At 64.0% G+C, this 20671-nt stretch carries 17 protein-coding genes; 10 read left to right on the plus strand and 7 right to left on the minus strand.

Annotated features, from left to right (window positions below):
• Nucleotides 1–22: 22 nt before the first annotated feature.
• The 8 genes from NO998_RS00770 (at nucleotide 23) to NO998_RS00805 (ending at nucleotide 9029) form a co-directional block, all read left to right on the plus strand.
• Nucleotides 23–1060, plus strand: a complete 1038-nt coding sequence (locus NO998_RS00770) for a DUF7972 family membrane protein (RefSeq protein ID WP_267645078.1) — start codon at nucleotides 23–25, stop codon at nucleotides 1058–1060.
• Nucleotides 1061–1174: 114 nt separating this feature from the next.
• Nucleotides 1175–2716: an ABC transporter substrate-binding protein gene (locus NO998_RS00775; protein ID WP_267645079.1), complete on the plus strand. Its 1542-nt coding sequence runs from the start codon at nucleotides 1175–1177 to the stop codon at nucleotides 2714–2716.
• Between the two features lie 21 nt (nucleotides 2717–2737).
• A complete protein-coding gene (locus tag NO998_RS00780) occupies nucleotides 2738–3679 on the plus strand; it encodes a carbohydrate ABC transporter permease (protein WP_267645080.1) in 942 nt (313 codons plus the stop codon).
• Nucleotide 3680: 1 nt separating this feature from the next.
• Nucleotides 3681–4550: a carbohydrate ABC transporter permease gene (locus NO998_RS00785; RefSeq protein WP_267645081.1), complete on the plus strand. Its 870-nt coding sequence runs from the start codon at nucleotides 3681–3683 to the stop codon at nucleotides 4548–4550.
• 105 nt (nucleotides 4551–4655) lie between these two features.
• Entirely contained in the window at nucleotides 4656–5864 is a 1209-nt protein-coding gene (locus NO998_RS00790) for an ABC transporter ATP-binding protein (protein ID WP_267645082.1), read from the plus strand.
• A 2-nt stretch (nucleotides 5865–5866) separates the two neighbouring features.
• Complete coding sequence (locus NO998_RS00795; protein WP_267645083.1) at nucleotides 5867–6991, plus strand: mandelate racemase/muconate lactonizing enzyme family protein; 1125 nt, start codon at nucleotides 5867–5869, stop codon at nucleotides 6989–6991.
• Between the two features lies 1 nt (nucleotide 6992).
• Nucleotides 6993–8216, plus strand: a complete 1224-nt coding sequence (locus NO998_RS00800) for a mandelate racemase/muconate lactonizing enzyme family protein (RefSeq protein WP_267645084.1) — start codon at nucleotides 6993–6995, stop codon at nucleotides 8214–8216.
• Nucleotides 8217–8252: 36 nt separating this feature from the next.
• Complete coding sequence (locus NO998_RS00805; protein ID WP_267645085.1) at nucleotides 8253–9029, plus strand: aspartate dehydrogenase domain-containing protein; 777 nt, start codon at nucleotides 8253–8255, stop codon at nucleotides 9027–9029.
• 497 nt (nucleotides 9030–9526) lie between these two features.
• Here NO998_RS00805 and NO998_RS00810 read toward each other — a convergent pair whose 3' ends face one another.
• The 7 genes from NO998_RS00810 to NO998_RS00840 form a co-directional block, all read right to left on the minus strand.
• On the minus strand, nucleotides 9527–10231 hold the full coding sequence (locus NO998_RS00810; protein WP_267645086.1) for a DUF7530 family protein: 705 nt from the start codon (nucleotides 10229–10231) through the stop codon (nucleotides 9527–9529).
• A complete protein-coding gene (locus tag NO998_RS00815) occupies nucleotides 10231–11151 on the minus strand; it encodes an NAD(P)H-binding protein (protein ID WP_267645087.1) in 921 nt (306 codons plus the stop codon). Before NO998_RS00815 ends, NO998_RS00810 begins: the two co-directional genes overlap by 1 nt.
• Before the next feature lie 81 nt (nucleotides 11152–11232).
• Nucleotides 11233–12441 carry an LAGLIDADG family homing endonuclease gene (locus NO998_RS00820; protein WP_267645088.1) on the minus strand — a complete coding sequence of 403 codons (1209 nt, stop codon included), beginning with the start codon at nucleotides 12439–12441 and terminating at the stop codon, nucleotides 11233–11235.
• A 113-nt stretch (nucleotides 12442–12554) separates the two neighbouring features.
• A complete protein-coding gene (locus NO998_RS00825) occupies nucleotides 12555–12839 on the minus strand; it encodes a DUF3006 domain-containing protein (RefSeq protein ID WP_267645089.1) in 285 nt (94 codons plus the stop codon).
• A 2-nt stretch (nucleotides 12840–12841) separates the two neighbouring features.
• The gene (locus tag NO998_RS00830; RefSeq protein ID WP_267645090.1) at nucleotides 12842–14314 is read right to left on the minus strand and encodes a lamin tail domain-containing protein; all 1473 of its coding nucleotides are present in this window, start codon (nucleotides 14312–14314) and stop codon (nucleotides 12842–12844) included.
• Between the two features lie 135 nt (nucleotides 14315–14449).
• On the minus strand, nucleotides 14450–14722 hold the full coding sequence (locus NO998_RS00835; protein WP_267645091.1) for a hypothetical protein: 273 nt from the start codon (nucleotides 14720–14722) through the stop codon (nucleotides 14450–14452).
• A gap of 642 nt (nucleotides 14723–15364) precedes the next feature.
• Complete coding sequence (locus NO998_RS00840; protein ID WP_267645092.1) at nucleotides 15365–18883, minus strand: ATP-binding protein; 3519 nt, start codon at nucleotides 18881–18883, stop codon at nucleotides 15365–15367.
• A 375-nt stretch (nucleotides 18884–19258) separates the two neighbouring features.
• Between NO998_RS00840 and NO998_RS00845 the strand changes: the two genes are divergently transcribed.
• Complete coding sequence (locus NO998_RS00845; RefSeq protein ID WP_267645093.1) at nucleotides 19259–19693, plus strand: universal stress protein; 435 nt, start codon at nucleotides 19259–19261, stop codon at nucleotides 19691–19693.
• Nucleotides 19694–20295: 602 nt separating this feature from the next.
• Nucleotides 20296–20472 carry a hypothetical protein gene (locus tag NO998_RS00850; protein ID WP_267645094.1) on the plus strand — a complete coding sequence of 59 codons (177 nt, stop codon included), beginning with the start codon at nucleotides 20296–20298 and terminating at the stop codon, nucleotides 20470–20472.
• Nucleotides 20473–20671: the final 199 nt, after the last annotated feature.

A 20671-nucleotide genomic window follows, 5' to 3' on the forward strand; every position in this document is an offset into this window, starting at 1 on the left:
GGCAGTGCTGGGTACGGAGCCTGTGAGCGACCGCACCGACGACCCGGGATCGGGTTGGTTCGATACGGAGGAGCCGATGGTCCGCGGATCGGGGCTCTCGGGCCACGTCCGACGCTGGCTCCTCATCGACGGCAACCGGTGGGTGTTGGCGCTGCTGCTCGCGGGGTTCGTCTTCGCGTTCGTGTTGGCCGTCGGCGTCCTCGACGGTGCCTTCAGGGAAGCCGTCCGGACCAACGACCCCATCGAGACCGCCTTCTCCGGGCTGGCGACGGGCATCATCACCGGCGTCACGCTGGTCGTAACCATCGACCAGTTGGTGCTCTCCCGCCAGTTGGGCCCGCTGGCCGAACAGCGCCAACAGCTCGACGACTCCCTGCGGTTCCACCGCGAGGTCGAGCAGGTCATCGACGGAACCAGTCCCGCCGAGCCGGGGCGCTTCATCGCCGCCGTCGTGGCGACCATCGACGACCGCGCGGCCGCGCTGACGGCGACGGTCGCGGCGTCGGACACCGAGTTCGCGGCCGCCGTCGAGCGGTTCGTCGACGAGCACGAACACGACTCCGAGGTCGTCAGCCAGCGCCGTGACGCCCGCTACCTCCGGTTCAACGCCCTCCGGGCCGCACTCGAGTACGACTACTCCCACCGCGTCCACGAGGCTCGGCGCCTGCGCCGGGAGTACGACGAGGAACTCACCGACGAGCAACGCGAGGTGCTCACCGAACTCATCGACGCGCTCCGGTTCCTCGGGCCCGCGCGCGAGCACATCCGCGGGCTCTACTTCCAGGCCGAACTGGTGAAGCTCTCGCGGGTGATCCTCACGGCGGCCGTCCCGGCGCTGGCGATCTCGCTCGCGGCGGTGTTCTTCCTCGACGCCGGCGACGTCCCCGGAACGACCCTCGGCGCCGAGAACCTCGTCGTCACCGTAACCGCGGCGGCGACGGTGTCGGTCACCCCGTTCCTGCTGCTCGTCTCCTACGTCCTCCGGATCGTCACCATCACCGAACAGACGCTCACGACGGGGAGCTTCGTCCTCCGCGAGGACGAACGGCCCGGCGAGTAGCCGTCACACTCGGCACCCAATTACCTCGTTTTCGAACGTTATGACGGTCCTACTGTCCGAGTAGGTGAAAACTTCTGGAAAAGTGATATATCTCCCGGCGCCCAACCCTGTGCCGTGCAACCAATTACCAATATCGACCGACGGACACTGTTGAAACTGGCCGGGACCGGCGCGGTCGGCTCGATGGCCGGCTGTCTCGGTGGCGGGAACGGCAACGGTGACGGCGGCGACTGGGACGGCGCGGTACAGGGACTCAACCTCGGCGAGAACTGGCAGGCTCGCCGCATCGGCGCCGCCGATAGCTGGCCGATCGAGCAGCGCCGGCAGGTGCCCGACCGGCAGAACGACACGACGTGGGCCGACTCGGGGGCGTTCCAGAGCGCCGTCGAGAACGACGTGTGGGCGCCGCCGGACGGCTGGGACGACACCGCCGCCGGCGACGTTGACAGCATCACCATCCTCAACCACGGCGCCGCGAACATGGAGTTCGACCCGGCGACGCTGGCAGCTCACGAGATGTTCACCGAGCAGACGGGTATCGATATCGAGGTCATCGAGATCGGCGTCGACCAGGCAAACACGCGCGAACAGCAGTTCCTCTCCTCACAGGAGCCGAGCCCCCACGCGTTCAACGTCGACGGCATCCTCGTCCCGCAGTTCGTCCAGCAGGGCTATCTGGAGGTCACCGACGGCCTCTACCCGGAGGGCGGCTACGAGCCGTACATCCCGGCGCTGCAGAGTCTGGTCCAGTGGGACTTGGACGCCTCCCGTGAGGGCACCCACACCTACGGCTACCCGAACATCGGCGAGGCGAGCATGGGTCACCTCCGGCCCGATCTCGTCGAGGAGCAGGGCATCGACCCCAGCCGCTTCGAGGGGGAGTGGACGTGGGACCTCCTCGAGGAACTGGGCGAGGCGTTCGCCGGCACCGACGTGAACGCCTTCGCGTACTACGCGGGCACGTCGACGTACTTGGCGTACTCGTTCCGCGAACTCCTCTTCCAGCAGGGCGGCAGTATGGTGCAGGACGACGGCACCGTCGTGATGAACTCCCCCGAAGCGGTCCGGGTGATCCAGAAGATGAAGGAGTGGCGTGACGCCGGCTACGTCCCGAGCGACGTGATCTCCTACGGCGAGGGGGACATCGTCGACCTGTACGCCTCCGGCCAACTGGCGTACACGACGGCGTTCAGCGACTTCATCCCGCGCCTGCTCCAGCAGTACGAGGCCGGAACCGAGTACCAGGTCGTCGTGCCGCCGGCAGCCAACGCCGGCCCGTCGCCGACCCAAGCGGGGCTCGTGGCGCCAAACACCACCAGCATCAACCGCTTCTCGAACACCGGCGAGAAGCTGGCGTCGATGCTGTACGGCGACCTGAAACTGAGCTACTTCACCCAGTGGTTGGAGTTCACCTACGAGGGGAACATCTCCTATATGGACCAGGTGTACACCGACTCCGCGGAGAACGACTTCGTCACCTTCGGCGACGCCATCGGCGAGGCCATCGCGGCCGGCCAACTGGAGCTGTTCCCGCAGATGGCGTCGGTGTTCCAGCAGATGCTCAGCCCGGTCCAGCGTGCCCTCCAGGGCGAGACCACGCCGCAGGCGGCGATGGACAGCGTCCAGGACTTCGTCGACGACGAGATCAACAACTGATGCGACCGACCAGACCCCAACATGGCCACTGAGGAGTACCGGGGCGCGCCCCACGGGGGCGGCCTCAGCGGCCGCCTCTCGGACTGGGTGAACGACCACATCCGGACCGTGCTGCTCGGGCCGTCGCTGGTCGCGCTACTCGTCGTGTTCATCTACCCCGCGGTGATGCTGGTGTGGCTGTCGCTGCAGAACACCCGTGGCATCGGCGAGACGTTCGAACCGGCGTACAACTACGGCCGGATCTTCACCGACCCGACGTTCTGGAACGCCGTCGAGAAGACGCTGATCTACTCCTTCGGCTCGCTGTTCCTCTCGGTCGGCGCAGGGCTGGTCGTCGCGCTCGCGCTCAACAAGGTGCTCGACAGCCGGATCCGGAACGCCTACTCGACGCTGATCCTGATCTCGTGGGCCGTCCCGCTCTCCATCGTCGGCGTCACGTGGCGCTGGATGTTCAACGGCCAACTGGGCGTCGTCAACAAGGTGCTGCTCGACCTCGGCGTCCTGGAGAGTTCCTACTCGTGGCTCGGCAACTCGCTGTCGGCGATGGTCGTGGTGATCCTCGCCGACTCGTGGTCGCGCATCCCCTTCGCCGCGGTCGTGTTGCTCGCGGGGCTCCAGTCGATCCCACAGGAGATGTACGACGCCGCGAAGATGGACGGCGCGACGACGTGGCAGACGTTCCGGAACGTCACGCTGCCGTACCTCAGACCCTCCTTCTTCGTCGCGGGGTTGATCACGTGGATGTTCGCGTTCCGCGCGTTCGCCATCCCGTTCTCGACGACGGGCGGCGGCCCCGGCGGGGCCACCGAGACCCTCGCGGTCTACATCCACCGCTTCGGCATCCAACTGCTCGACTACGGCTTCGCGTCGGCCGTCTCGATGTTCCTCGTCGCCGTGACGCTGGTCGTCGCGACGGGCTACGTCTACTTCATCCTCGAACAGATCGAGGAGATCGAGGTGTGAGATGGCGGGCGCAGACTTCACCGTCGAGCAGTACCGCCGCCGCCAGCGCGTCTGGGACGTGCTGGAGAGTCGCTACGTCGTCCACCTCGTGCTGTTCCTCGCGGTGTTTTTCATCATCTCGCCGCTGATCTGGCAGTTGCTCACCTCCTTCAAGAGCCCACAGGGGGTGCTCGAACTCACCTACCTCCCGACCGATCCGACGCTCGACGCGTACGAGCGGGCGCTGATCGAGCGCGGGTTCTGGCGGGCAGTCGTCAACAGCGTCATCGTCGCCAGCGCGTCGACGGTCATCGTGATGGTCCTCGGGACGCCGGCGGGCTACGTCTTCAGCCGCTTCCGGTTCCCCTACGACAACGCGGTGTTCGTCTTCGTCCTGTTCACTCGGCTGTTCCCACCCATCGGGCTGGTGACGCCCTACTACCGGATCGTCACCACGTTCGGCCTGCTGAACACGAAGACGGGCATCGTCATCGCGAACGTCTACCTCTGGCTGCCGCTGGTGATCTACATCATGCGGAACTTCTTCATCACCATCCCGCAGGCGCTGGACGAGGCCGCTCGCGTCGACGGCTGTACGAAGCTTCAGGCGTTCCGCCACGTCGTGTTCCCGGTCGTGTTGCCGGGCTTCGCGGCGGGGACGATACTGACGTTCCTCTACTCCTGGCGGGAGTTCCTCTTCGCGTTCACCGTCAGCACCGACCTGCAGTCGATGACTATCCCCGTCGCCACGTTCCTCTTCGTCGGGGACGCCGGCATCGACTGGTCGGCGATGGCCGCCGCGGCCATCGTCGCGGTGATCCCCTCGGCGCTGGTGGTGATTTTCTTCCAGCGCTACATCGTGGTGGGTCTGACCGGGGGGCTGAAAGGATGAGCCCCAACCCGCCCCCCGGCCACGGCGCTGTCACCGACCGCTGCCGCCGCGGCCCCCGCCCCGACCCCGACCCGATTCGACGTACCCACCCCCGAGGTGGCTCCCATGAGTGACACGAACCACCCCACGACCGACCGAGTGGCACAGAACAGCGACCACGAGGATCGGACGCGCAGCCTCGAACTCGACGGCATCACCAAGGAGTACACCGAGGACGACGGCTCGACGGTCGTCGCCGTCGACGACGTGAGCCTCGACGTGTACGACGGCGAGTTCATCGTGCTCGTCGGGCCCTCCGGCTGTGGCAAGACCACGACGCTCCGCATCGTCGCCGGCCTCGAACAGCCCACCCGGGGGACCCTCCGCATCGACGGCGAGGACGTGGCCGGACAGGAGCCCCGCGAGCGCGACATCGCCATGGTGTTCCAGAACTACGCGCTCTACCCCCACAAGACCGTTCGGGGGAACATCGCGTTCCCGCTGGAGATCCGGAAGTACCCCGACGACGAGGTCGAGAAACGCGTCCACGACACCGCCGAACTGCTCGGTATCGGCGACCTGCTCGACCGGCGACCCTCGGACCTCTCGGGGGGCCAGCAACAGCGGGTCGCGCTCGGGCGCGCCATCGTGCGTGACCCCTCGGTGTTCCTGTTCGACGAGCCGCTGAGCAACCTCGACGCCAAACTCCGCATCCAGATGCGGACCGAACTCAACAAGCTCCACGACCGGGTCGGGCGTACCTCCGTCTACGTCACCCACGACCAGGTGGAGGCGATGACGCTCTCGGACCGCGTCGTCGTGATGAACGACGGGCGGGTCCAGCAGGTCGCGCCGCCCGACGAAGTGTACGAACACCCCGAAAACCGGTTCGTCGCGGGGTTCATCGGGGAGCCGCCGATGAACTTCTTCCCGGTCACGACGGTCCCGGACGGCGACAGCCTCCGCGTCGACGCCGGCGGGTTCTCGCTCGTCTTGGACCCGGACGTGGCCGACACGGTGGCGGCGTGGGACGGCGACACCGAGCACCTCGACCTGGGGATCCGCCCGGAAGCCTTCGAGGACGCCGCGCTGGTCGAACGGGAACTCGGCGAGGGAGAGACGTTCCCGGCCCACGTGGCCGTCGTCGAGCCGATGGGTCCCCACACCGACCTCGCGCTCCGACCGATCGACCGCTCCGAGGACGAGACCGCCGAGTTCACCGCCCGGGTCGCCAACGAGACCGACGCCACGCCCGGGGAGACGCTCGACCTCGTCGTCGATACCGACGCGATCCACCTGTTCGACCAGGAGACCGGGGCGAACATCCTCGTGTGACCATGCGGGTCACCGATATCGAGAGCTTCGCCGTCTCGATCCCGCTCGACGAGCCGGTCGCCTTCGCCACCCGCGAGGTCGAGGCCCGCGACCACGCCATCGTCCGGATCAACACCGACACCGGGCTGGAGGGTGTCGGCTACACCCTCGGCTACGAGGCGGGGTCGATCATCGCGGCCGTCGTCGAGGACCTGCTCGCGCCCATCGTCGTCGGCGAGAACCCTCACGACACCGCCCGGCTCTGGCGCGAGATGTTCGACACCACCGTCCCCTACGGGCGGAAGGGGCTCGTCCTCCGGGCCATCTCCATCGTCGACATCGCGCTCTGGGACCTGAAAGCCAAACACGCCGCGCTCCCGCTGCACACGTACCTCGGCGCGATGCGCGATTCGGTCCCGGCGTACGCCAGCGGCGGCTACTACCGCGAGGGGAAGGGGCTGGAGGGCCTCCGCGAGGAGATGGGCCGGTACGTCGACCGCGGCCACGACACGGTGAAGCTGAAGGTCGGCGGCCTGCCCCCGGGCGAGGAGGTCGAGCGCGTGCGCGTGACCCGCGAGGTCATCGGTGAGGAGCGCACCCTCCTGCTCGACGCCAACGGCGCGTGGCGCGACCGCCGCTCGGCCGTCGACGCCTGCCGGCGCTACGGCCAGTACGACCCGTACTTCATCGAGGAGCCGGTGATGCCCGACAGCGTCGAACTGATGGCGGCGGTCAACGCCGACCTCGACTACGGCGTCGCCGCCGGCGAGCAGGAGTTCACCCGCTACGGCTTCGCGGAACTGCTCCGTGAGGGCGCCGTCGACGTGGTTCAGCCCGACGTAACCGTCGTCGGCGGCATCACCGAGTGGCTCAGGATCGCCAACACCGCGGCGACCCACGACATCCCCGTCGTCCCCCACTACAACTGGGACCTGCACGTCCCGCTGGTCGCCGTCGCCGAGACGGGCCGCTGGGTGGAGTACTTCTACCGCGAACAGGACGTGAAAGTGTTCGACGACGTGCTCGAACGGCCGATGACGCCGAAAAACGGCGAGATCGACGCTAGCGAGCGCCCCGGCCACGGCGTCACCCTCGACGACGACGCCGTCGCGGAGTTCCGCGTCCGGGCGACCAACGGGGGGCGGTGAGATGCGGGACTACGCGAACCACGAACACCACCGCGCCCCCGAGCGCGACGTACGGATCACGGGTATCGACACCGCGGTCGTCTCGGGCAACTTCGACTGGAACCTCGTCCGGATCCACACCGACGCCGGCGTCACTGGCACGGGTGAAGCCTACCGCGGCGCCGCGATCCCCGAGATCATCGACTACATAGCGGCGTTCCTCGTCGGCGAGAACCCCCTCGACGTGGAGCGACTGTTCCGCCGGATGGTGCAGGAGCTCTCGGGCCATGGCGGCACCACGGGGAAGGTCGTCACCGCCGCCTCGGGCGTCGAAACCGCGCTCTGGGACTGTGCGGGCAAACTGCTCGACCTCCCGGTCTACCAGCTACTGGGCGGGAAGTTCCGCGACGAGATCCCGGTCTACGTCGACCTCCACGCGGGCGACGCCTACGCGGTCGATCACGGCTTCACCCAGTACGGCGATGAGGAGGCCTACACCCCGGAAGCGTACGCCGATACCGCAGAACGGGCGCTCGAACTGGGCTACGACGCGATGAAGTTCGACCTCGACATGCCTCGGGACAACGAATCGGACCCGATGAACGGCCGGCTCAGTGCTGCCGATGTGGCCGCGAAAGTCGACGTGGTCGACGCCGTCGTCGACGCCGTCGGCGACCGTGCCGAGGTCGCGTTCGACTGCCACTGGGACTACACGATCGACTCGGCAAAGCGGCTCGCCCGCGCGCTCGAACCGTACGGCCTGCTCTGGCTGGAGGACGCCATCCCACCCGAGAACGCCGCCGCCCAGCGCGAACTCGCCCGGTCCACGTCGACGCCGCTGGCGACCGGCGAGAACCGCTTCCGGGTCCACGAGTTCCGCGAACTCCTCGCCGAGTTCACCGTCGACGTGCTCACCCCCGACCCCACGACCGTCGGCGGCCTCGCGGAGTCGAAGGCGATCGCCAACCGCGCCGAGGAGCAGTACATCCCGTTCGCGCCCCATAACGTCTGCTCGCCCGTCGGGACGATGGCGGTCGCTCACCTCTGTGGCGCGATCCCGAACGCGGCGTATCTGGAGTTCCACGCCCTCGAAGTCGACTGGTGGGACGACCTCATCGCCCGTTCGGGGTCGCTCATCGACGACGGGACAATCGTCGTCCCCGAGGCGCCGGGCTACGGCATCGAACTGAACGAGTCGGTCGTCCGCGAGCACGCGAAACACGTCGACGACGGCTTCTTCGATTGACTGCGGTCCAGAAACCCCTACCCCAACAGCACACTCATGACCCACCGAATCGGCCTCCTCGGCTACGGACGCATCGGCACCGACCTCGCGGACCGGGTCCGACAGGCGTCGGACACCGAACTGGCCTACGTCTACGTCCGCTCGCTCAAGTCCGAGATCGACGAGCCCCAACTCACCGACCCCGACGAACTCGCCGACCACCCCGTGGACCTCGTCGTCGAGGCGGCGACGCCCGCGGTCCTCGCCGAGCTGGCCGAACCGATCCTCGCCGGGAGCGACCTGCTCGCCCTCTCGGGCTCGGCGTTCGCGGACCCCGAAGTGGAGGCCCGCCTCACCGACCTCGCTACCGAGAGCGACCACGACCTCTACCTCCCTCACGCCGCGCTGTTCGGCATCGACGGCCTCGTCGACGCCCGTGAGGCGCTCGATTCGGTCCACATCGAGGCGCGGAAAGCCCCCGGCCACCTCGACTTCGAGTACGCCGACGCGGTCGATCCCGCCACCATCGAGGGGACGACCGTCCTCTACGAGGGGCCGACGCGCGGGCTCTGTGCGCGGTTCCCGCGGAACTTCAACTCCCACGCCGCGATGGCGCTGGCGGGGCTGGGACTGGACGAGACCACCTCGCGGCTGGTCGTCGATCCCGAGCAGGCCTCGGCCCGCCACGTCATCACGGCTACCGGCCCGGGGTTCGACCTGGAGGCGGTCCGGGACTCGGCGATCGAGGGGGTCACCGGTGACTACACGCTCGTCTCGACGTGGGGGTCGATGCGGCGCGTCCTCGGTGCCGACGAGGGGCTACGGTTCCTGTAAACTACCCCACCCTACTTGCTCCCTCCCCGCTTACGCGGGTCGATCACTCCTTGAGGCTGAGGCTTTGCCGAAACGACATTGTGCCCCACGGCCCCGTGCATGGGCGTGGCCCGGCTTTCTCTTACCGTCCTTGCCTCGGCGTGGGGGCGATTTTCTACGCCTCTCACTCCGACCGAGGCCGGGATTGTTCCGCCGATTTAATTCCCGGTGTTCTCGCGCTCTATCCCCAAACAGGGAACGGGAGTCAAACCCGTTCGCGGTCGTCGTTCCCGAGTATGGGGTGCGGTACTACCGCACCACGAGCGTCGGTCTACTGCGACGCCTTCCGTCCCCGACTTGTGCGAGGACGACAGTAACGGAGGATACGTCCGGGAGTGTATTAATTGTGCACGAACCCGCTTCATATCCTCCCTACTCGCAGCTTCGTCGCTCGTTGAGGAAGGAGGGCCCGCGCTACCGCGCGCTAGGCCGCCGTATCGCTGCTCACCCGCGGTTACTCAGTAACCGCCCGTAACTTTCCGCCGCTGCAGCACGATCGTCGCGGTGGCGACGACGACGACGGCGATCAGGTGGCCCACCAGCGCGGCGACCAACAGCGGTTCGTCTCGGATGAACGGGACCAGCGTCACCTGCACCGCCGCGAACGCGACGTTTATCGTGTCCAGCCGGGTGAGTCGTCGCGTCGTCTCGGCGTCGAAGCCGTACTTGATCGCTCGCCACAAGCCCACTACCGTCGCCCACCAGCAGGCGCCGATCCGGTAGATCACGTCCCATGCGACGAGCAGCAGCAGGGCGACCGCGACCGCGGGCGGCTCAGCCCCCAGGAGGTTCGTCAGCAGCGAGCCGTCGGCGCCCGTGTCGACGACGAACAGGTAGGTGACCAACAGCACGAACGCGACCACGCTGAGAACCAACTCGATGCTCGAGCCGAACAGCAGCCGCCGGTAGGGCTCCGGCGGGTGGAGCGCGCGGAGCCGCCGGCTGAACGTCAGCATCAGCCAGCTCCCGACGACGGCGACGGCGATCGCCACCGTTGCGGCCGGCACCGCCATCCACAGGTCGTACACCCCGGCGACGATGAACACCAGCGCTTCGAAGGCGAGGAACTGGACCGCCAGCGCGGTCCGATGCGAGAGGTCGAGCCCCGGTACCGCGCCGACGAGGCTCTCGTACACCCACGTCTCCCCGTAGTGTGGCGCCATCAAGCAGCCCCGTCGGCTGCCGATTCAGCGTCCGCTTCCTCCGCGAGCGCACGCTCGACTGCGGTCTCGAAGTGGGTGAGATCGATCGGCACCAGCGAGCGAATGCGGTCGTCGGTCACCACCACGTCCGCCACCATGCCGTCGATGAGCGGGTAGGCGACGCCGGCAGGCACGTCGGTGACGAGGTCGACCCAGTACGCCGAGAGCCGGGGCGTGAGGACCGGAACCGGGAGGATGATCGGCTCCCGTCCCGTGAGGATCCGGCCGACGACGGCGAGCATCTCGCGGTAGGTCAGCACCTCCGGCCCGCCGATCTCGAACGTGTCTCCGGCCGTCTCGGGAGCGTCGAGGACGCCGACGAGGTAGGCGATCACGTCCGCGATGGCGATGGGTTGGACCCGGGTCTTCACCCAGCGCGGCGTGGTCATCACGGGGAGCCGCGAGCAGAGTTGCCGGACGATCCGGAAGCTCGCGCTCCCGTGTCCGATGATGATGGCCGCCCGGAGCACGGTCAGGTCGTACGTCCCCCGCCCGAGCACCGCTTCGACCTCGCGTCGCGAGTTGAGGTGCGCCGAGAGGTCCTCCCCCTCGACACCGAGCCCGCTGAGGTAGATCACGCGGTCGACGCCGGCCCGCTCGGCCGCCGCGGCGAAGTTCCGTGCCCCACGGCGGTCCCGCTCCTCGAAGCCGCGGCCGCCGCCCATCGCGTGGATGAGGTAGTAGGCGGCGTCGACGCCGTCCAGTGCCGCGTCGAGCCCCGTCGGTTCGAGCACGTCGCCCTCGAACACGGTCACTCCCTCCGGCGGGTCGTACTTCGTCCGGTCCCTGACGAGAGCCGACACCTCGTGGCCGGCCTCCAGCAGCGACGGGACGAGCCGCTGGCCCACGAAGCCGGTCGCGCCCGTGACGAGAACGTTCATACCGGTGATAGGCTCTCGCGATGCTTAGCTGCTGGGTCGGTCGGAACTATTGACCCGCGTTGCGTGCGGTTCAGTGCTAACTCAACAGGTCGTGCTCACACCGCACCACTGGAACCTCCCGTTTCGCCCGGCCATCACCACAGAGGAACCCTCAACAGACAACCGATACACCTCCCCTTCGGACTGGACCGTTCTCACGTTCGCCTTCGGTGTGAACCCATCATTCCGCTCGCTGAAGTAGAGCTCCCAGAGGTCGCCACGACGGATGTACCGAGGCTTCATCCCAAGGAACAATCCAAACTGGCAGAGATCACGTGCCAGCCGCTCACTGACCGTGTAGTACGTTCCATCGCTGTTCCCATCTCCAGCCATCAGAGTCTCGAAGAACGCTCGTTTTTGCTCGGTCGGGAGCGACCAAACGAGGCTTGGCAGGCGTCGTTCCTTGCTGGACTCTCCGCAAAGTGACGTGAGGAATCGACCGTACAGTGATGACCCAAACTGGAACGAATCACTTGTTGACTGAAAATCAAACCCCATTCTGGTGAGGAGTGACTGGATCGTTTCTCTGTGTTCGGGCTTCTCTTGAGCTATTTGAACGATTGCGGTATCTCGGTTCTTTCGCCACGTGACACTCCCCTCAGTAATGAACCAGCCGAGGAACGCCACGAAGTCTTCAGCCGCAAACCGGTATGGCCTGCTCCGCTGGCTCGCCCCACCGACGATAGTGAGTTCGTCGGCGACTGACTCCAGTTCCTGCTGGTAGCCCTTGAACGTCTGTGGGTCGAAGTAATAGCCTGTATGGCTGTTTCGCCGGCAGGGCTGGCAGCCCTCTGGGAGTGCTGCTCGGAACGTATGGCCATGTACCTCACTCGTTGTCCGGATCTCGTACTCATCGAGGAAGTCAGTGATGTCGATGAACTCCGTTTCAGGGTATGACGGGGCAGTCCATCCGTTCACGAATTTGTAGTCAAACCGTTCGTGGAGGTCATCTGCTCGCTGGAACCGGACTGAGTCGATCGATTTTGTGCAGAACGGGAGTCGCTGGTCTGGGTGAACGAGGAGATCACACCGCTTCCCTTGGATGTTTACAAGCGACCCGCTGAATGAGGCCGGTTCGACCGCCGTTACTGGACTTCGACCTAATTGCTTCGTCGATGGGTCAAGCGTGTAGAGGACGTCTGATTCTGAGAGTTCAGCTACGAGCTTCGGGCCATCGGCCGTGATGACCTTCGTGTCTGGTGAGAATCCACCAGTTCGATCCGTGTTGTCTCCTTCAGGGTTGCCAGTCATGCGGGCTCGGGCATCTGCCCGCAATAAACTCTCATGCGGTCTCGTTCTGAGAGCTGTGGCTGGAGAAGGTACTGCAGCAGAAACCCACACTTCGATAAACGCTGTCCGTTGGCCTATTGCTCGTCGTCTTTCGGTTGCCGTTCAGCAAGCCGGTCGAACCGTGACTGTGCTTTCTCCTTCCGACCCGTCGTCTCCCCCGGTTCGTACTCAAGAGCAGCTACTTCTCCGTCGCTGGTGAGCGTAACCGTCAGAACTGCGTTCGTCTCGGCTCCATCAGCAGGGAGTTCTGCCCGGTCAAGAACGACCTCGTCGATGACCTCGCCACATGCTTCGAGCAGGATGACTGCGAGGTCGTCCTCGAAGCGATCGATCACGCCGGTGAATTGGTGAGTGGACATTCTCAGTAGGCCTCCTCGATCACGATATTCCCCGACTCGTCTCGGAGAATGATGGTGTCGCCGCCGTTGTTCCACACCGGGGAAGATTGGCCCCAGTACAGTTCTGTCTCAGTATCGGTGCCACTCCCAGTGTAGATAGTTATTCGGTCGCCAGGCTCAAGAACAGTCCCTTCAGGGATGGTGTATGTGTGATCGGCGGCATCTGCAAGTTCCCACCCAGAGAGGTCCACCGACGAAGAGCCGGTATTCTCGAAGGTAACGTACTCTCCGTTGAGGTTCTCTGACTCATCGCCCTCAGCGTCCGCGTTGATCGTGGCGAGCTCGATGGAAGCTCCCCCATCTGTCGCGGTCGACGTCGTTGGGGCGTCCGTGGTCGCCTCAGTTGGGCTCGTAATCGGCGCAGTTCCGGAGCCATCCGCGTCGATCACAAGCCGTTCGGTCACGTCGCCAGCCGCCCCCGGTTCAACTGGATCTCCCGAGCGGAGTTGCGTCGCCGTCGTCGGCGCGGCTTGCTCTGTCGCGACCGTCACTGCTGACCCATTACTGGTGAAGATGATTGTCCCGTGTGTTGCAGTCCAATACGTCGGAATCGAACGGGCTTCCAGCCGCGTGAGTACCTCCTCGTGTGGGTGCCCGTACTGCGAGTCGTACGCGCTCGAAACCACGACCGCTTGCGGCGAGACTGCCTCAAGGAACGCCTCGCTCGTACTCGATTGGCTACCGTGATGCCCAGCAGCCAGAATTGTCGAGTTGAGGCTATCCCCGTAGGTGTCGACGAGGTACTCTTCGCTCGCCGTTTCCCCATCACCGGGGAGCAAGAAGCTTGACGCGCCGAACGGGAGGTGGAGAACGATGCTATTCTCGTTCGAATCCTCGTTGGCCACATACCCTTCCGGTGGTGCAAGCACCTGGGCCTCCATCCCACTCATTTGGATCGAATCGCCTGCCTGTGTCCGGTAGAGCGTCACGTTGTGTGTCTCGACTGCATCGAGGTACCGATCATACGTTGCTGAACTCGATGCAATACCGGGATCGTACACGGCGCCGACGCCGTCCAGTTCAGTCTCGAAATGCTTGATCACGGCTGCATGGCCACCGATATGGTCGGCATCAGGGTGGGTGGTTACGAGGTGATCAATCCGTGTCACCCCTTGAGCTTCGAGATACGCGATAACGTCCTCACCGTCGTCCCGCCAATCACCAGTGTCTATGAGGATCGTTTCTCCACTTGGGCCGATCACGAGTGTACTCGATCCTTGTCCGACGTTTAACTGATGAACCGATAACTCTCCCTCTGGGGCTGCCTCGGTGGCCGTCGCGGGCGCTGTCGTCGTCTGATCCTCCGTCGGCGTTGCCGAGACTGGTTCGGAAGTGGTTGAAACTGGCTCTGCGGTGGGATTCGCCTCTGCCGCACAGCCAGCGAGGACAACGACCCCCAGAACCGCAATGATGGCGAGAAGTCGTCGAGTAGACATAGACCTATATTGTTCACTTGGGGATTAGTCGTTCCGGCTGGACTAACAACGGTCTTCGATCGCCCACTCGGGAGCTATCCTGCGTAAGCGCTGTCTCTGCGAGCGCTCATTCGGGCTGCGCCTACGGAGAACTACTCACTCCTCGCTGACCTCGGAAGCGATAGCCAAGAGTTCCTGTTTCCGGAAGCCGCTTGTTTGATCTCGACTGCTCGAAACGCCCGGCACCTCATCACTGATTGCTTGGCGCATGACGCCTTTCCCGGGAATCACTTCTGTGTCTACATCAGCATCCAACGACTCACAGAGGGCAGCCAGCGCTTCTTTCGTAAACCCAGAGGACACTAACCGCTCATGCCGACCGACGTTCACTCGAATCTCGTTGCGTAGCTCATCCACAGTCTTGCTCATAGGGTGGGTGTACACCTAGCGCGACCTGTACTTCCCGGTGTCGTGATCACCTATTTCCTATTGACCGGGAGCTCCGTTACGAGCCCATCTGCCAACGGACTGTAGATGAAACACAGAATCGGATTTCCGAACCCGGAATCGCTAGAGGAGAACCGATTATGAAAATCTCACCCCTCCGTTTCGGGTCTGTACGGCCATCATAATCGGCCCAAATCCCCGCAAGTAGACCCAGTGTGGTGCCCAAAATCGGAAGTGGAGTGGCCGTCGCTGAACCGCGTAATCGCTGGAAACGCGGGTTAGACGCGCTATCGGCGCCGTCGCCGTCGTCGTCGACGCCGTCGATGATCCGAAAATCGGGGCCGAAAATCTTCATAATCGGTTTCCCTCTTGCGGTTAGCCGAATTCGAGATCCGTTGCTGACCTACGAAATTCGTCCATATTCGGCGGTGCTGAGCCGTTTCGATCCCTTCCTACCCTCTTTTGGTCACGCACCCCCGCAAGAACAGGCTGAACGCAGTTCCCGTATTCCACCGGTACACCTCTTGCGGGGCCCGAATCCGATTATGAAACTCCTGACGCGCCCACAGACCGACCGGATAGCCAATATCGGCCCGCAATCTCACTTTGACTCTGTTCTCTGAGCTACGACCCATCCGCATCAAGAAACGCGTCCTTGAGCCACTCGACTGGATAGACCGCCGTCAGTCCTGCCGTGTTGATCTTGAATTGCTGTGGCGGCGTGGTCGATGCGTATGTTTTCTCGACCCGGACTGGGCCCTCTAGTGGATCGTTCAACGCCTCCAGTACGTCATGCCCCGAAGATTGGGTCATGACCACCCAAATCGCTTCCTCGGGTTCACAGCCGGCCATCTTGTCGAAGTCCTCCGGAACCGCCCGTTTCACGTCGTGATTGATCCGCTCAATCTCTACAGTCACTACGAACTCGCCCTCAACGTCGACGCCTGCAAGGTCGAGTCGGTGGTTCTCGTCAAGGTCGTAGTACGGAACGACCTCCACAACCCTTGAGGACGGATCGTCGACGTACTCGCGTTCCAGATACCGTCGTGCAACCTCCACAGCCATGACGTGCTGACTGGACTCCTCAAGATCGCCCTGGCCATGTCCATAATCGACGCCTTGGCGGTAGCTCTCCCCAATCGCGCTCCGTCCGTCAGGTGTCACCGTGTACAGGCGATGTGGATGGTCGGTGTCGTGGCGAAGGAGATCCGTCTCAAGGAGGTCTTGGAGTGCATCGGCGTCGATACCGACGTACTCCTGTAAGCGAATCATACTGTCGTTCAGCAGGTCATACTCGAGTGGGTCATACCGCAACTGCTGAGCGTTATAGACCGCTTGGAGGAACAGCAGTTGCGTGTCGGACCACTCTGACAGCACTCGCTCCTCCGGAGTGAGCTTCAGGTTCACCTCACAGATGGGGATATCGTCTGGATCTACCTCTGCAAGGGAGGAGCAGCACTCAACCGTCCGGACGAGTCCGTCGATTGTCGGGTCGTATCGGTTATCGCAGCGCCGGCACCGAAGTCCATGGATATCTCCGTCGTACTCGACCGTCGGCGGCAGGCGTTTCGTGTGCGGGAGCGCACTATCGACCCGCGTTCTCGACCGCTCTTCGACAGGGTCACCCGCGTCACCGTCGTGTTCAGACGACCGCTCCTCTGTATCTTCATCGATGGCTGTCGAGGGCATCCCGAGCGTGAGTCCAACATTTGCCCGCGTCCGAGCCGCAACGGCATCGACGGCGGCGTCGAACGCTCCCAACTCAACATCAGAGAGCGGGCGCTTGCCGGTTGGGTCACCAGGTGGGAGCGCTAACGACCGCACAAGAAACGGTCGTGGCTCTGGACTGTCGAACGCTGCGGGGAGGCTCACCAGCCATTGCCCTCGACGAAGCGCCCGGAGCCGGTTCCCGACAGCGACGGCATCCATCTCGTCTGTGGCCAATCGCCGAGCCAAGAGCCGGTCGACGGCGACGTTCCCCGCAACAAACGTGGAGATGTTGTTGAGGAGCTCCTCGTACACATCGTGATTCTGGCTTTTGAGTTGGGCTGGAAACTGCATCGCCAACGTCATCGAGCAATCGAAACTCCGGGACTGTGAGAGAAGCTGTTTGAGGAGGTCCGAGACAGCGACGCTTGCGGCCTCTTCGATGTAGAGGTTGACGAGTGGCTGGTCGCCTTGGCTCCGCTGTGAGCGACGGCGGAGCGCCGTCCAGAGGTTCGAGAGAACCACCAACGTCAGCACGCGCTGGGCCTCGTTCCGGAGGCCACCCGTGTCGAGGATGATGACGACGTCCTCGTTCAGGTACTCCGCAAGGTCGAAATGCGGATCGCCATCTTCGGGAACATGGTTGAAAATTCGGGCCAACCGTTGGTCGATCGGAATCTTCTCAACTCGATTTGCGACCCCTTGCATGATCTCGTCGAACGAGCGAGCGCGGTTGGCAACGACGCCGGCGAGCATCCGCTCTAAGTCTTCATCGGCGACGGGCGGGGCTGCCTGTCGTTCGTGCATGCGGCGAATCGTGCGGTCGAACGCCCGATGGGAGAACGCATCCTCGCCGTTCACGGGGTCGAACGTCGCCTTCAGGAGATAGCGAATGATGTCCGGAGAGCGAACGGCCTGTTCGAAGCGGTCACGGCCCATGATTTGGGCGAGGATTTCGAGGTAGTGATCAACCGTATCTTCGACGGCTGTCGCCCGAGGCACGCCCGCGTCGAGTTCATCGCGGATGTCGAAAAACGAGAATGCAGGCAAGACCTCGGCGCAGTCGAAGTAGAGTACGTTCTCCAGATGGCCGTAGGTCGCGTAGTGGGCCCGGAGATACTCTTGAGCCATTCCATCGCCCTTTGGGTCGATGAGGATGTCCGCGCCGTCAGTCGCCGCGTGGTTGGCGAGAATGGCGTTGATGAGGGCGGTGGATTTCCCGGAGCCCGTCTTCCCGAACCAGCCAACGTGCATTGGTTGGAGGCTCGGTGGGAGTGTGACTGGTTCGGGATCTGCGATGCCGTCATCGCTTAGCGGCTGTCCGAGTGGGAGTCCGGGGCCGCGATAGGCATCGAGTTGTTCGGCCGGTGGCGATGGGAGTGTCGTCGCTTCTCTGGGCGTGGGTGCGAGTGCCCGGTCACCAGCCGTGGTGAGGGCGTCGCCGTCGACGATGCAGAAGTTTGCCGCTTCACTGGCGTCGACGACAAGCGGTTTCGGGCGCGTTCGGAGACTCGGGAGGCGGCTCGTCGATGTGAATTCCCGCTTGCACATCGCGTCGAAGAGCGCGTCTGCTCGGCTGCCTGTTCGGGTGGTCGCCCCGACGGCGTAGCAGGTGTGGCTTACGTTTGTGAAGGCGCTCGTGAGTTCGCGGATTGTGTGCCCGTCGTCGATGGCGACTGCCCGAGCACTGCACTCAAACGACCAACGAGCGTCTTTCTCGGCGAGTTCTTCCAACCGTTGTTGATCTTCGTTGCTCAGGTGCTCCTGTCCTTCCTCTGGGGCTCCGAACAGAGCCGCACTCAGTTCGCCACCCCATGTGTCCTGTTGGGCTTCAATGCTCACGCGGCGGCTCTCTGCCTCTTGTGTCCAGTCGGGCTTCGGGCGGAGGAGTGCCTGGTAGATCATCGGGGATGCTGTCGCCGCCATCGTCTCGAAAATCGCGGCGAGTGGGATGCGAGCATGGTCGTCGGTCAGGAATGTCTCGAAGGGGCTGAGTTGGGTCTGCCAGTCCTTCGGGCGATCGGGCTTCCCGTAGAACTCGACGCCTGCAAGTGTCGGATCTAAGCCGGCGACGCCACGCAGCCAGCCATCCTGTTGGTGGACTGCCGTGAATTCATAGCTGTCCGGAAAGAGGCCTCTGAGCGTTCGTGTGAATGTGTCGTGGGTTGCGTCGTCGTCGACGCCGAGGTAGTACTCGATTCGTGTATCGTCGCCGCCTGTCGAGACGAGTAAGACCTCAATTGTGGATGGCTTCGGACCGCGTAGTCGGTCGAGGAGTGTCGGGTTCGCTTGGTTGTTTGAGAGACTGTGCAGTCGTCTCAGGTGCGCGGTAACCGTCTCGACGTTGAGCTGGTCTGTCGTTGGGCGAATACGGATGTACGACCGGGCGTTCGTTACGTGAACGGGGAGGGAGTCGCTGGAGTCTTCGGCGGGCATTTGGAGAGAGTGGAGGTCGGTATCTCTCCTTACCGACGCTGTGGATAAGGGGACGGGTTGGCCACCTCGATTTCCGTTTCAACGACCGCTGAACAGTCCGTTTTCCGTGAGTGTGTGCAAAGCTGCTGTCGTGCCTTAGGCGGTTGTCGAACCAGAGCGACCTCGCCGATTGAGCTATTCGTATCGCCATTCACGATCTGTGCATTACCTCTCGAAATCCGACCTCTCGAAATCCGAATAGAGAGCCCCAGCAGGTAGGGCTCATAACCAATAGTCTTCGGACCCAACCGATTCGCATGGTGACGAGCAATGGAACCGACGCGAGACGGATCACTGTCGCTTCGACCGGCGTCTGCAACAGCCCCTCAAGAGACGATGTACGATAATATCCTCCTGCCCACTGATGGGAGCGACGGGACGGACCGAATCGCCGCACACGCAATCCACATCGCTCGACAGAACGATGCGACGCTTCACATCCTTCACGTCGTGGATACGTCGGTCCTCCCGCTTGATGCTCACAGTCAGTCGTTCTACGACCAGATGGAAGCGGCCGGCCGAAGCTCCGTCGTGGAGATTCGTGACCGAGCCATCGACGCCGGAGTTCACGCTGTCGATTCTCTTCATCGCGGAACGCCGTACCGGACCATTCTCGACTACGCCGAGGAGAACGACATTGACCTCATTGTTCTCGGGACGCACGGACGAGGCGGTGTCCGTCGTGCGCTTCTGGGAAGCGTCGCCGAACGCGTCGTCCGACTTTCGGAGGCGCCTGTCCTCACCGTCCGGACCTTACCTCTAGGAGAGTAGCGATCATTCCTCGTGTGAAGACCGACATTCGGGTACATTACTGCTCGACCCTGCAACGCATTGGCGTTTCAACCGCGCCGATGCGTCATACTCGGAGCTCTCTCCGGAAGGGTACCTCACCACCACCCACTCACCATCGCCTGTGGGCTATTCGGGGGTGTGCGCCAGCCACGAGCCGTCTGATGCGCGTATCTTCGAGTGAGCTGTCGTCCACAACTCGCTTCGAACGTCACCCTAATTGGTTCTCGGCTGGCGGTTCGGTTACTTCTTCGTCTCTTTAGTCTGGATCTGAACCCCTGTTTGGAGGCGTCTCGACGTACCTCTCTGGCGTATTCGTCATCGCTGACTCGGCGCCGACGAGGCGGTCATGAGTTCGCAGCGTCCTGTTCGCTCTAGGCTCACCGGACCATCGTCTCGCTCGTCGACGCCACGGCCCCTTCACCCCTGTAGCCAGACGGGTCATCGTTCCCCTCACTAACCAGAACGGACCGGTTTTCTTCGCGCACCTCACGGGCGAGGTGCGCAACCAGATGTCGACAACCACCCCGAAGGCCGTACTGAACGCGGTAAAGAAGACGATTAGCGGGCGACCGCAAACGCTGATGACGACGGCGTGCGGTCATCCACCCTCCGAACAGTCAGTTCTCCTCCTCGAGGACCGGGCGCTGCACGGCTGTGAATGGTGTGGAGAGCTGCTGGATCGCCGGCCTCACCCGCTCTTGAGTGACGACGTTCCCGAACTGGAGTACGAGGCGCTGCGGAACCTCCGCCGTCGATGAGGTAGCGCGAGGAAAAATCGTCGCCCATTGCTGTCTCCGTGCTGTCGCCGGCCCGTCCGCTCGCCGTCCCCGTCGCCGAGGGGTGGGTTCGTGCCAAAGTCGGCACGCCAGCGGGTTGGTCGGTCGGGGTCTCGCTGGCGCTCGCCCCACGACCAGACACACTCCGCTGGCCGCCCACCCTCGGCGAGCCGGCGCGCGT

The sequence above is a fragment of the Halolamina litorea genome, from assembly GCF_026616205.1.
Lineage (GTDB): Archaea > Halobacteriota > Halobacteria > Halobacteriales > Haloferacaceae > Halolamina > Halolamina litorea.